Consider the following 13,255-nt stretch of genomic DNA (forward strand, 5'->3'; position numbering starts at 1 on the left):
AATTTAATTATAGCATGCTGGTTTAGCCCTTGTCAAATGTTTTTTCTCAATTTAATGGATAGGAGAGATGTAGAATGAGTTCTTTGGTTCTCGATTTTCAGGAAATGGAAAAAACGCAGTTTTCGCTCGTGGGCGGAAAAGGGTTCAATTTAGGAGAATTATCAAAAATGGAGGGAATACATGTACCGGAAGGGTTCTGTGTGACAACCGCAGGATTTCAACAAGCCATCGAACATAACGAAATGTATCGCGCTTTGCTCCAACGACTAACCGTGTTAAAAGCAGAAGACCGGGATCAAATTGGTGAAATCAGCAGGAAGCTTCGGCAAATCCTTATGGAAGCTGAAATTCCTTCCGATGTTGTGAAAGCAGTGACGCACTATCTCTCGCGGTATGGCGAGGAGCATGCTTATGCCGTACGTTCCAGTGCGACTGCAGAAGATTTACCGCATGCCTCTTTTGCCGGCCAGCAAGACACCTATTTAAATATTATCGGTAAAGAAGCCGTCTTGCAGCATATCAGCAAATGCTGGGCTTCCCTGTTTACGGACCGTGCGGTAATCTACCGTATGCAAAATGGATTCGACCACAGTCAAGTTTATATATCGGTTATCGTTCAAAAGATGGTTTTCCCGCAGGCTTCGGGAATTTTATTTACCGCGGATCCCATGACCTCCAATCGGAAGCAGCTATCCATCGATGCCGGCTTTGGGCTTGGAGAAGCGCTTGTCTCAGGCCTGGTCTCCGCCGATGTTTATAAAGTACAGCAAGGGGAAATCATCGATAAGCGGATAGCGGCCAAAACATTGGCTATCTATGGACGGGAAGAAGACGGAACGGAGACAAAGCAGATCGATCCTGACCGGCAAAAGACGCAAACCCTTCCCGATCAACAAATTTTGCAGCTGGCACGGATCGGACGACAGATCGAAGCTTATTTCGGCTGCCCGCAAGATATCGAATGGTGCTTGGCTGATGATACATTTTATATTGTTCAGAGCCGGCCGATCACTACTTTATACCCGATCCCTGAAGCGAATGATCAAGAAAATCACGTGTATCTATCTGTTGGACATCAACAAATGATGACCGATCCCATCAAACCCTTGGGATTGTCCTTTTTCCTGCTAGTTACTCCTGCGCCTATGCGTAGAGCCGGGGGAAGATTGTTTGTTGATATTGGATCCAGGCTGGCCACAGCGGTCGGCCAGGAAGCTTTATTAAATACCGTGGGATCCGATCCGCTCATCAAAGGCGCACTCATGACCATTATAGAGCGGGATTTTATAAAATTGGTACCAAATGATCAAGCAGCACCGGTTCCCAGCAGAAGTAATATAGATACGCCGGTACAATTCGAGAACGATCCGACAATCGTTTCTGAATTGATTAAGCGTAGTCAAACATCGATCGAAGAATTGAAACAAAACATCCAGGCGAAATCGGGGGCGGATTTATTTGATTTTATTCTGGAGGATGTCCAGCAATTAAAGAAGATCTTGTTCGACCCGCAAAGCTCGGCCGTGTTTATGGCTGCTATGAATGCTACATCATGGATCAACGAAAACATAAACGCGTGGTTAGGCGAAAAAAACGCAGCAGATACGCTTTCTCAATCTGTACCCAACAATATTACTTCGGAAATGGGCCTGGCGCTGCTTGATGTCGCGGATGTGATTCGTCCTTATTCGGAAGTCATTGATTTTTTGCAGCATGTAACAGAGGATCATTTTTTGGATGAACTGGTGAAGCTGAATGGCGGCCGGGAAGCTCGGGATGCTATCGAGGCTTATCTCCATAAATACGGGATGCGGTGTGCCGGTGAAATCGATATTACAAGAACGCGCTGGAGTGAGAAACCAATTACACTAGTCCCCATGATTCTTAGTAACATCAAGAACTTTGAGCCTAATGCCGGCAAGCGGAAATTTGAGCAAGGGCTCCGGGAAGCTTTGGAAAAAGAACAAGAGCTGCTCGCTCGATTGAAGCAATTGCCGGATGGTGAGCACAAAGCCAAAGAAACCAAACGAATGATCAACCTTATCCGGAATTTCATCGGCTACCGGGAATATCCCAAATACGGGATGATTCATCGCTATTTCGTTTATAAGCAGGCCATACTAAAAGAAGCCGAACAACTTGTACAAGCGGGCGTTATTCATGAATACGAAGATGTATATTATCTCACTTTCGAAGAACTTCATGATGTTGTCCGCACCAATAAACTGGACTACCAGATCATCAGCAAGCGAAAAGACGAGTATAAACTGTATGACAAACTGACTCCGCCGCGTGTTATTACATCGGATGGTGAAATCATTACGGGAGAGTACAAGCGGGAGAATCTCCCGGCTGAAGCTATTGCAGGGCTGCCTGTTTCTTCCGGAATGGTTGAGGGGAGGGCACGCGTTATCTTAAGTATGGAAGATGCGGATCTGGAAGAGGGAGATATTTTAGTTACCCCCTTTACTGACCCGGGGTGGACCCTTTGTTTATATCTATAAAAGGTCTGGTCACCGAGGTTGGCGGGCTGATGACCCATGGAGCCGTTATCGCACGTGAATATGGTCTGCCGGCAGTGGTCGGAGTGGACAATGCCACCAAGCTGATAAAGGATGGCCAGCGCATTCGCGTGCATGGAACAGAAGGATATATCGAAATATTATAATGCAGAATAGCCCGACGGTTGAAAAGCTTCCGGTAAAGTAATCTGTTACTTTATCGGGAGCTTTATTTGTACATGAAGAACGCTGTAGAGATCCATCCTCCTAACTTATGGGTGGCAGGATGACAACAGCAGCAGTCAAGGACTTTTTTCGGTCCAGGGCTGCCGCTGTTTTTAACGGATCATGCCTGTTGTTGGTAACGAATCCTTGAGCAGGGTTGACTTCTTCGTGGCTATAATCATAAAATATTATATATATTACTAATTTAATATAATAAGTTTCATATATAATACTAAATGGGGGTGGGTGTCATATCAGCACCCGGATTAGAAAGCGGTTTGCAAATTTTACAAACCGTCGGTGAACTGGAGGAGGCCAGCTTTATTCAGCTGAAGCAGCTTCTTCATTTAAATCCTGCCAGCTTGAGCCGATATTTAAAAACGTTGACGGAACAAGGCTTTTTGCAAAAAAACGATGAGCAGCGTTATATTGTGGGACCCGCTTTGATGAACATAACCCGAGACGCAGTGCCGGTATCCGCTTTTGATTCGGTGATTGCTCCTGTTCTCGGCAATGTCAGTGAAACACTTCAGCTTACCGCTCTTTGGATAAGCTTCGAATACGGAAGGATGATCTGTCGGGATAAAGTCGTGTTCCCGGAGGGGGTATTTATGCAGGAGATCGGTTCGAAAAGAACCGATTATACGATTCATCCGTGGGGCTGGCTTTACTTGGCGCATCAAAAGGCTGAGCACCGCCGCTATTTGATACAACAGGCCCAAATTCTCCCGTCCTTCCAGAATTACATCCCCGATCAAGCGGTATTGGAAGAATTTATAGCGGAGGCGTCTGCTAAAGGATATTCCGATGACAGGGGCGTTATTTTTCCCCATACACGGCGCATTGCAGTTCCTTTATTCTCAAAGGACCGTATCACGGCGGCGATTGGAGTCGGCATGCCCGGTATCGGTTTTTCAAACGAACAAATCGCCGAAACTATCGCCATGCTGCAGCATACGGCCGCACAGTTGATGGACCTGAACCGTGCGGTAGAATAGCAAGCGGAATTCCATCTCTAACGGTCAGAACTTATGGGAATGGAGCTTGCTTACTATCGGCTTTCGAGTAACCGAGTGTCATCCGGGTTTTCTCATATAGAATCGAAGACTTGACCAGATCGGCAAAAACATGGAGTGGGGGAACGGGATGAAACTAAGATTTCCTTCATTTTGGCTCAAGCTGGTATTGGCGAATATTTGTGTTGCGGCTCTTTCCGTGGCAATGCTCGGCTGGTTATCTTATGTGAAGTCGCTTTCCATGGCGGAGGAGCAGGCGCGCTCTTCCAATGGACAGGTGCTGCAGCAGTATCAGATGCGTGCCGAAAGCATGCTTCGCTCCGTGGAGAGGCAGGTATTTCAGCTGGCACAGTCGCAGAGGGTGCTGCTTGCCGTACGCGATTCGCTCTCACATAAAGATTTTGCCTTCATTCGTGAGCTCGAGCAGGATCTGAATCGGCTGCAAACGATTGACCTGCCGGTACGCAATGCGGTATTGCTGGGGCTTAACGGCAATTGGATGATCGATAATACAGGCTTCAATCTTCATAGCGAATCCTTTGATACCTACAGCCGGCTGAAAGGACTGGAGCCTTGGTCGTTAACGCGCATCGATGTACCGGGAGACTCGCCACGCGATGCGATCGTTTTTGCTTACCCGATTCCGGATTCCTTCAGTGAGCCCGAGGGCTTGCTGGTAGTGGAAATGCTGGCAGACGACTTCAACCGGTGGATGAGCGACGCTGCGAAATCCGTCCGTTCCAGGTTCTCGACGCGAAGCTGCAGCCGATTATCGGATCCGCAGGAGTGATCGGAGCAGAAGAGCTGAAGCAGTTGACGGACGTGAAGCCGACACCTGAGAGTGATGCGCAAGGCGTAATCGCAAGTGCAGCGCTTGACCGTGAATGGCTGTTTTACCGGAAATCGGCTTTAACGGAATGGACTTATATTTCCGCTATAAGCCGCAGCCAGATGGCCAAACAATCTGCAGGCATCGGATGGCTTGCTTTCTATGCTTGCATTGCGGTGCTCTTCTGTATGACGATCGTCTCCTTCCTGATGACTCGAAAGCTTTATGTACCCGTGCGAAAGCTATACGAGTCCGTCCGGAAGCGTGAAACGCGCCATGAACGGACGTATGATGAGCTCGGAACCATTGCGGAGGAATTCCTTTCGCTCCGCTATGCGGAAGAGCACTTAAGTCATCAGATGAATTCGCAAAGCGTTCAGCTTCGGGATCTTTTCCTGATTGAGCTGATTCAAGGGAAGCTGCAGGAGCGCGAGATCGAGCAGAAAATCACACGCTGCGGCCTGTCCTCCGATTGGAAGCAGTTATGTGTCATGGTGGTCGATATCGATACATTGGAGGAGACCCGCTATAACGAGCGGGACTATCATCTTCTGTTGTATGGGATCGGCAATATGATTCAGGAGATTATCCCTCGAAACCGGATGTATCATCTCTTTTCCTTTCAACATATGATCGTGGTCATACTGCGTTTTGACGATTCCTCGAAGGATTGTTTCCTAAAGCTGTTGTTCGAAGACGCAAAGCACATCCAGAAGCAGGCAGGACGTTACTTGCAATTAGAGATCAGTATCGGTTTAAGCCGGATTTTTTTGGCTATGTCCCGCTGTGCAGACGCATACATAGAAAGCGTGGAAGCTTTGAAATACAGGATGAGGGTCGGAGGCAGCGCCTTACTGTACATCGAAGACCTGGAGCCTTCGCACAGTCAGCCGCCGACAAGAGTGGAGGAGCATAAACGAGAGCTGACTCAGGCTATCAAGTCAGGCGACGAAACAACGGCGAAGGCGGCGCTCCATCTGCTGCTGAACGATTTGGCGGAGGGCAGCCGAACGCACAGGGATGACCGGCTGGCACTGCTGCTGGTTATCATGGACATTGCCCGCGACGTGCTTGGATCGTCGGAGGCGGCGCTTCAATTTGCAACGGAAGGCAAATCGCTGCAGGATACGATTATGGAATTGAAAACAGCCAAAGAGACGGAATATTGGTTTATCCGCCATGTGCTGACGCCGCTTGGCCGGCGATATGAAGAGAGGCTTACGCGTCAATATCAAACCATTTCCGCCGATGTCATCCGGTTGATCGAAGCGCATTATGACCAGCCGGTCTCCTTGGAGTTTTGCTCCGCTCACCTTCACTACAGTCCTGATTATATAAAAAGGGTGTTTCGTAAAGAAACGGGAATCAGCTTCAGCGATTATGTGGCCCATTACCGGCTCAAGCTGGCAAAGGAATGGCTCGCTTATACGGAGATGTCCGTGTCTCAAATCGCCGAAAGGCTGCAGTACAGCAATATTCAAAATTTCAGCCGCTATTTTCGCAAGATGGAGACGATAACCCCATCCGAATACCGTTCGAGGTTCCAGTCCCCAAATGATTGAACAGGTCCTGCAAGGATTGATACGCATAACAACCGCCCGGTAACCCTCTGAAGATTGATGACGAATAAAGTTGCTTGCGGATAATCTAAGTGTGTACCTGCGGAAATCAGATGAAGGGAAGGGTTCGATGAAACAGCATACCGGAATCATGAAAGCGCTTATTTTGTTAACGGGGGGAACGGTGTTATTAGCAGGATGCCAGACGGGGTCCTCAAGCTCCGGGAAAGAGACGGCAGCAGGCGCGGAGAAGGGGAGCGAGCCGCTCAAGATTAGTATGCTGCTCAGGTATTTCAGTACGGAGCCGCCGGCCAAAGCGGCGGAAGCTTTTAAAATAATGGAGGATTACACGAATACGAAGCTTGAGATCAATTGGGCGCCCAGCCCCTCCTATGATGAGAAGGTCAATACGACGCTTGCATCCGGAAATGTCCCGCAGGTTCTTCAGGTCTCCAAGGATCGGGCGGATAACATCGTATCGGCCGTGAAAGCAGGAGCGTTCTGGGAGGTTGGTCCCTACCTCAAAGATTATCCGAACATTTCCAAAGCGCTGGGCGATATTCGCCTGTATAACGTGTCGCAAAACGGCAAGGTATACGGCATTCCATCGGCTCGCGATTTGAGCGAATCCGCGCTCATTTTCCGCAAGGATTGGCTGGATAGCCTTGGGATGAAGACGCCGACGACGACCGATGAGCTGTACACGATATTGAAAGCATTTACGCAGAACGATCCGGATAAGAATGGCAAGGACGATACGTTCGGACTGATCGAAAACGACGGGAGCAGCCTTTTTAATCAAATCAAGGTGTGGATGGGCGGCCCGAACGGCTGGTCCGTCGCCAATGGCAAGCTCGTACCCGAGTTCATGACGGATGAATACAAACAAGCGATGGACTTTATGCGTAAGCTTTATCAGGAGAAGCTGATCAATCAGGATTTTCCGGTGACCAAGCAGAATCAGATGCTTGATTATCTGGGCAAAAGCCGCGGCGGCGGGTATGCGGGAGCCTACTCGCAGTTTTCCAACGGCTGGCATACGCCTTTGCAGAAGGCGAATCCGGCAGCCAAGCTCGATTTTATCTACAAAATAAAAAGCGCTGACGGCAAATTTTATAAGCCCGCCGGCGGCGGATATAACGGCGTATTTATGTTTCCGAAAAGCAGCGTGAAAAATGAAGCCGCGCTGAAGGGCATCCTGAATTTCTTCGAGAAGCTCGCGGACGATAAGATGAGAACGCTTGTTAAACTGGGCATCGAGGGCAAGCATTATAAAATGGAAAACGGCAAGCCGGCCGTTATCCATCCGGAGCTGTTCAGCGATGAGGTGATTCCCCTGCGCTGGATCATGGTGGCTGACGGTATTACTGACCGTACCGCTGTCGGCTTGACTCCTCTGGACGAACGGATTACGAAAGCCCAGGAGGATAAGGAGATTACGTACACGACCAACCCGGCTTTCCCTTTCACCTCCAAGCTGATTGTGGACGATAAAATTATCGAAGATGCGCGAACGAAGTATATTCTAGGAGAGCTCGACGACAACGGCTGGAAGGCGGCAATCGAGAAATGGCGCACCAACCGAGGCGGCCAATTAATAGAAGAATTCCAGCAGCAATATGATTCGGCTCAAGCCAACCGGAAATAAACAATAGGATGATGCGAAAGGAGAGAGTGGCTTGAACCGAACTATGGAAACGGCTGTCTCTTCCGTGACGGCCAAGCCGGCCCCGTCCCGGCTGGCCTACTATGTGAAGAATCGCTGGCTATACTTATTGCTGCTGCCCGGACTTTTGTATTTTATCGTGTTTAAATACGTGCCGATGTGGGGCATCGTCATTGCATTTATGGATTATCAGCCGTTTCTCGGAGTGATGGGAAGTCCTTGGGTAGGCTTTGAGCATTTTGAAATGCTTGTAACGGATCCGTCATTTATTATGCTGTTTCGCAATACGCTCATTTTGGCCGTTTATAATATTCTCTTTTTCTTTCCGCTGCCGATCGTTGTTGCGCTGCTTCTGCATGAGGTGCGGCATTCGCTTTATAAACGGCTCGTGCAAACCGTCATTTACGTACCGCATTTTGTGTCCTGGGTCATCGTCATCGGAATCGCTTATATTTTCTTTACTACCGAAGGCGGTCTTGTCAATGAATTGATCGCCTTTCTGGGCGGAGACAAAATCCCGTTCCTTACAAGCTCGGGGTGGTTTCGGACGATGATCATGTCGGAAATCGTCTGGAAGGAAACGGGATGGGGCACGATCATCTTTCTCGCCGCCATCGCGGGCGTCGATCCTCAGCTGTATGAAGCGGCGCGGATGGATGGCGCAGGCCGCGTCCGGCAGCTTTGGCACGTTACGCTTCCCACGATCCGCAGTACGATTGTGATTCTGCTGATCCTCCGGCTCGGCAACTTTCTGGATACCGGTTTTGAGCAGATCTTCTTAAGCTTGAATGCGACTACCCGCGAAGTCGGTGAGGTGTTCGACACCTATGTCTACCGGCTGGGGCTGCAGGAGGGCCGCTACAGCTACAGCACCGCCATCGGCTTGTTCAAATCGGTCATCGGCTTAATTATGCTTGCCGGCGCCAATTATTTAGCCAAACGTCTGGGAGAGGAAGGGGTGTATTAGCTTGATCGAGTCCAGAGCTCTGTCCTACAGGCTGATTGATGCGTTAATCTACGGCGCGCTTTTTATGCTCGCGCTCGGTATGGCCATTCCGTTTCTGTATATTATCGCCGGGTCACTTCGCTTCTCCAAGCGAATATTTGAATAAAACCTTTCTCTTATTTCCAACAGAGTTCTCTTTTGAAGCGTACAGGTTTATTTTTTCTTCCGGTACGTTCGTTTCGAGTCTGCTGGTCAGCATTTATATTACGGTGACCGGCACGGCGGTGAATCTGTTTTTTACGGTGACCATGGCTTATCCGCTCGCCCGCCGGGACCTCCGTCACCGCCGTGCAATCATGCTTGGGGTTCTGTTCACCATGCTGTTCAGCGGCGGCATTATTCCTTTGTTTCTGGTGGTGAAAGGGCTTGGGCTTCTTGATTCGCTGTGGTCGCTTATGCTGCCCGTCGCCGTCAGCCCGTTTTATTTAATTATATTAAAGAATTTCTTCCAGCAGCTGCCCGACGGCATCGAGGAATCGGCCAAAATCGACGGCTGCAACGAATTGCAGATTTTGTTCCGGATCGTGCTTCCACTTTCGATTCCAGCGATCGCTACTTTCTCGCTGTTTTATGCGGTTATGCACTGGAATACCTTTTTTCATGCCATTATGTTTATCAACGACTCCGGTAAATGGCCGATACAGGTGCTGCTGCGGCAGGTTGTCATTATCTCCTCCGGCGTTTTCGAAACGGCAGGAGGGTCTGACATTGTGCCGCCGGGCCAAACGGTGAAGATGGCGGTCATCGTCGTATCGACGATTCCGATCATGCTCGTCTATCTTTTTTTGCAGAAGCATTTTGCGCAGGGTGTGCTGTTAGGCTCCGTTAAAGGATAAGGAACTATTAATAGAAGACAAGAGGGAGAGGTCGAGATGGAAAATACGAACCGTCCGAACATTGTATATATTTTGGCTGACGATATGGGGTATGGAGATATCTCTTATTTAAACGAGCAATCAAAACTGAATACGGTTCATCTGGACAGGATGGCCCGGGAGGGCATGGCGTTTACGGATGCGCATTCGTCCTCGGCCGTTTGTACACCATCCCGTTACAGCATTCTGACAGGAAGATATAACTGGCGCTCGGCGTTAAAGCAATCCGTGCTGTACGGCTACGATTCCCCATTGATCGAGCAGGGGCGCATGACAGTAGCTTCTATGCTGAAAGAAGCGGGCTACCGGACGGCCTGCATCGGCAAGTGGCATCTCGGCCTGAATTGGGCGCGCCGCAGCGAGAACAAGGAGGATGTCGATTTCACAAGGCCGATTGGCGGGGGGCCGGTGGAGCATGGCTTCGATTATTTCTTCGGCGTTAGCGCCTCCCTGGATATGGCGCCCTATGTGTATATCGAGAATGACCGGGTGACGGCAATCCCGGACTCGGTCACTCAGAATACGGATGCTATGCGGATGTGGCGTTCCGGGCCTGTCGCCCCCGACTTCAAGCACGAGGAGGTGCTTCAGGTATTGACGCAGAAGGTGCTGGAGACGATGGAAGCCGGGCGGGATCAGCCGTTCTTCATCTATTTCCCGCTTACGGCCCCTCATACGCCGATTCTTCCGTCGGAGCCGTTTAGAGGGAAATCGGGCACCAACATTTATGGCGATTTCGTGCTGATGTGTGATGATGTGGTGGGGCAAATCAACGCCAAGCTGGCGGAGCTCGGATTAAACGATAATACGATTGTGATCTTCACCAGCGACAACGGCTGCTCGCCGAAGGCGAATTACCAGGAACTGCGGCAGGTTGGCCACAACCCGAGTTATATATTCCGCGGGACGAAGGCGGATATTTACGAAGGCGGGCATCGGATTCCGCTTATTATCAAGTGGCCGTCAGGGATTCAGGCGGGAACCGTTTGCGGGGAGACGGTGTGTCTCGTCGATCTCATGCGTACGGCGGCCAACCTGGTTGGCTGCGAGCTTCCCGACAACGCGGGGGAGGACAGCGTGAGCAATCTGCCGCTATGGCGTGGGGAGCCAATGTCGGCGCCATTGCGCGAAGCGGTGGTCCATCATTCCATTGACGGCTCGTTCTCGATTCGTCAAGGGCAATGGAAGCTCGAGCTGTGTCCGGGCTCGGGCGGCTGGAGCGATCCCGTGCCGGGCAAGGAACCTGCCGGTTCGCCTCCCGTTCAGTTATACGACCTCACACAGGATATCGGGGAAAGGCGCAATGTATGGGACCAGCATCCGGAGGTCGTGGAACGGCTCCAGGCGCTGCTCCTTTCTTATATCGATAACGGACGCAGCACACCGGGGGCGCGACAGCACAATACCGGAGCGGAGGAATGGCCGCAGCTTGCGCGGCTCCGCGGATAGAAAGGTTAATGAAAGCAGGCAGCCGGAGCTCACAGAGATGGAGAAGCTGTTTGGCAAAAAAATCATTTCACTGCCGCGTAAATCGCGGCTTTTTTAACATGATAGCATTTATATATTTTCGGGGTCCCCGCAAAGTACCTGAGTCCGCTTCGAAGCACAAGCCTCACTTTGTGGGGTTATTTTATGTTAGGGGATCAAGTTCTTGGGTTTGAATCCATACTAATTGTATTGCATTAGAAACATGAGTAAGTTATTATTTCTTCAGGCTGAATAGCTGGAATCCTTTTTTATCAAGGGATCTGCTGTTGGTATATTTGAATGGATTATAAAAGGAGATTTCAATGAATGTTCCGGCAAGTTCATTCCAAAGGAAGCTTATATTTTCTTATATCATCATAATTTTGATACCTGTAATCTCCGCCTTGTTTATATTTGGGTTTGATTTTTACAATCAGACCCGAAGAAACTATGAAGACATTATGAATCAGCTGAATAAAAGAACGAATTTAGTTGTATCTGATTTCTTCTCCAATATTTCCAGGACCTCTTATTTTTACATAACTGATAATAGACTGAAACGAATTCTTGAGAAAAAATCAAATCTTAATAGCTTGGAATTTATTGAAGATTCGAATTACATGCAGCAGGCGATGGATCAAGTCTTATTAATGAACGGACAATTAGTCGGTATGACGATTACCGGTATGAATGGCCGGATATACAGCAGTACAGGAGCGAATGCCGGATATCTGAATGCATTGCTGGGGGAGATCCCCAAGGAAAAGCTGAAGGAAGGGAAAATATTCGTTACCGGTGCCTATGAAAGTAAATTTCCCAACAATTTAGGGAAGGTTGTTTCGATAGTCCGTTATTTATCCGATTTGGATGGTCTTAAGGAACAGAGTGTTCATGTAAAATTGGATATTAGGTTTAAGCTGATCGAGAACCTTTTTGGCGGAGTGACGGAAACGAATCGTGAAGTAGGTACGATTGTTGTCGCGGGCGACAAGTTGATTTATAACTCGATTGAGTACTCCTTTGATGACCAGACCATCAAGCGGATTTTATCCCAAATTGAAATAAATAGGGAAAAACAAGCGGATGACTTGGTTCAACTGATGATTGGCGGCGAAAACTATCTGTTTACTGAAACGCTGAACGAGCAAACGGGCTGGTCTATTATTCAGTATGTTCCATCAAGAATTATTGACAGCGCCTTTAAAAAAAATGTAAGTAATTATGTAGTTATAAGTTTACTTTGTCTCTCATCAGCATGTATCATCGCGATTTTATACTCCAGGCGCTTTTTCAAGCCAATATATAATCTGATTAAGATGATGAAATTTGTAGACTCCGGGTCACTGGACCAAATGGTCGATGACGAGAAGCGGGAGGATGAGGTTGGCAGGTTGGTGCAAAGCTACAATCTCATGATGAGCCGGTTAAAGGAAAGCAGGGAGAAGGAAATCATATCGACTCAACTGCAGAAGCAGGCGGAGATGAAAATGCTTCAGACCCAGATCAATCCTCATTTTTTATACAATACACTGAATACTATAAGTTCTATTGCAGAGCTTTATCGGATTGAGCCGATTTCAGTAATGACCAAAAGCTTATCTAGCATGTACCGTTATAACCTAAAATCCAAAGACCATGTCACCATTCAAAACGAGCTGGAGCAAATCAAAAACTATATTAGCATTCAGCAAATTCGGTTTTTTAATAAATTTGAGGTTATTTATGAGATTGATGAGAACTTATTGCCGTATAAAATCCTGAAGTTTCTGCTGCAGCCGATCATCGAAAATTCATTTTATCACGGTCTGGAGCCTAAGGGAGGAATGGGAACTCTTCAATTGTCATTAAAAAAACAAGGACATACCATTTATATCAAGGTTCAGGACGACGGGATGGGAATCAGTGAACAGAGGCTGGAGGAAATCCATCGTTCTTTTCTAAGCTCCGCAAGGATAGGTCTACAGGAACCTATGAATCATATCGGACTTCAGAATGTTTATGCAAGAATTCGAAATCATTATGGCGATGAGTACTGGCTGCGAATTACTGGTAAAGTAAATGAAGGGACATGCGTCGAGATATTAATTCCCGCAGAGCTGGAGGAGGAGTAA

7 protein-coding genes and 2 pseudogenes are annotated in these 13,255 nt (G+C 48.4%); all 9 read left to right on the forward strand.

The features are described from left to right. Window positions 1–74 precede the first annotated feature (74 nt). The 9 genes and pseudogenes from ppsA to ACHHV8_RS13600 all read left to right on the forward strand — a co-directional run bounded on the left by ppsA (window position 75) and on the right by ACHHV8_RS13600 (window position 13,255). A pseudogene (gene ppsA, locus ACHHV8_RS13560) lies at window positions 75–2,668 on the forward strand (phosphoenolpyruvate synthase). A 336-nt stretch (window positions 2,669–3,004) separates the two neighbouring features. Continuing rightward, a complete protein-coding gene (locus ACHHV8_RS13565) occupies window positions 3,005–3,724 on the forward strand; it encodes an IclR family transcriptional regulator (protein WP_395158726.1) in 720 nt (239 codons plus the stop codon). Window positions 3,725–3,872: 148 nt separating this feature from the next. Next, window positions 3,873–4,532: a cache domain-containing protein gene (locus tag ACHHV8_RS13570; protein ID WP_395158727.1), complete on the forward strand. Its 660-nt coding sequence runs from the start codon at window positions 3,873–3,875 to the stop codon at window positions 4,530–4,532. Beyond that, window positions 4,451–6,133 (forward strand): helix-turn-helix transcriptional regulator, encoded by a 1,683-nt coding sequence (locus ACHHV8_RS13575; protein ID WP_395158728.1) that lies wholly within the window; start codon window positions 4,451–4,453, stop codon window positions 6,131–6,133. The genes ACHHV8_RS13570 and ACHHV8_RS13575 overlap by 82 nt, the downstream gene beginning before the upstream one ends. A 127-nt stretch (window positions 6,134–6,260) precedes the next feature. Beyond that, window positions 6,261–7,778, forward strand: coding sequence for an extracellular solute-binding protein (locus ACHHV8_RS13580; RefSeq protein ID WP_395158729.1), 1,518 nt, complete (start codon window positions 6,261–6,263; stop codon window positions 7,776–7,778). 43 nt (window positions 7,779–7,821) lie between these two features. Further along, window positions 7,822–8,763: an ABC transporter permease gene (locus ACHHV8_RS13585; protein ID WP_395163500.1), complete on the forward strand. Its 942-nt coding sequence runs from the start codon at window positions 7,822–7,824 to the stop codon at window positions 8,761–8,763. Window positions 8,764–8,827: 64 nt separating this feature from the next. After that, window positions 8,828–9,638: pseudogene (locus tag ACHHV8_RS13590) on the forward strand (carbohydrate ABC transporter permease). A gap of 36 nt (window positions 9,639–9,674) precedes the next feature. Further along, window positions 9,675–11,126 (forward strand): sulfatase family protein, encoded by a 1,452-nt coding sequence (locus ACHHV8_RS13595; RefSeq protein ID WP_395158730.1) that lies wholly within the window; start codon window positions 9,675–9,677, stop codon window positions 11,124–11,126. Window positions 11,127–11,467: 341 nt separating this feature from the next. Further along, window positions 11,468–13,255, forward strand: coding sequence for a sensor histidine kinase (locus ACHHV8_RS13600; protein WP_395158731.1), 1,788 nt, complete (start codon window positions 11,468–11,470; stop codon window positions 13,253–13,255).

This window comes from Paenibacillus sp. TAB_01, from assembly GCF_043945595.1.
GTDB lineage: Bacteria > Bacillota > Bacilli > Paenibacillales > NBRC-103111 > Paenibacillus_S.

Excerpts from the sequence above, each read along its gene's own strand:
- ACHHV8_RS13595 (WP_395158730.1), top strand. The coding sequence starts at position 9,675 with ATGGAAAATACGAACCGTCCGAACATTGTATATATTTTGGCTGACGAT.
- ACHHV8_RS13570 (WP_395158727.1), top strand. The coding sequence starts at position 3,873 with ATGAAACTAAGATTTCCTTCATTTTGGCTCAAGCTGGTATTGGCGAAT.
- ACHHV8_RS13580 (WP_395158729.1), top strand. The coding sequence starts at position 6,261 with ATGAAACAGCATACCGGAATCATGAAAGCGCTTATTTTGTTAACGGGG.
- ACHHV8_RS13600 (WP_395158731.1), top strand. The coding sequence starts at position 11,468 with ATGAATGTTCCGGCAAGTTCATTCCAAAGGAAGCTTATATTTTCTTAT.
- ACHHV8_RS13585 (WP_395163500.1), top strand. The coding sequence starts at position 7,822 with ATGGAAACGGCTGTCTCTTCCGTGACGGCCAAGCCGGCCCCGTCCCGG.